Raw genomic sequence first — 320 nt, forward strand, 5'->3', positions numbered from 1 at the left:
AGGGGAGCAGACTCTTTTATAAGCTTACAAAAAATCGTTTTTTTTCCTATTTCTTATTCTCTTTATGTTATAACATTAGATGTTAGTATTAAGTACTTAGTAGTGAGAAAACACTCATTACTAACTACTAAAATCTTAATACTAGCATTAAGACTTAAGGTGGCCCGCCTCTGCCAAAGGCAGATTCGGGTAAATTATAGCGACAAGGCTATAGTGCATTAAGATTTAAGGTGGTTATAGCGACGGGGCTCACCTCTTACCATTCCGAACAGAGAAGTTAAGCCCGTTTGCGCCGATGATACTACAAACGTGGAAAAGTA

General features: G+C 37.5%; 1 rRNA gene. It reads left to right on the top strand.

From position 1 onward, the window contains the following. Positions 1-226 precede the first annotated feature (226 nt). Positions 227-320 (top strand): 5S ribosomal RNA (rrf, locus tag J1N09_RS15485); the annotation flags it as partial.

The sequence above is a fragment of the Aureitalea sp. L0-47 genome (genome assembly GCF_026126405.1).
Classification (GTDB): domain Bacteria; phylum Bacteroidota; class Bacteroidia; order Flavobacteriales; family Flavobacteriaceae; genus Pukyongia.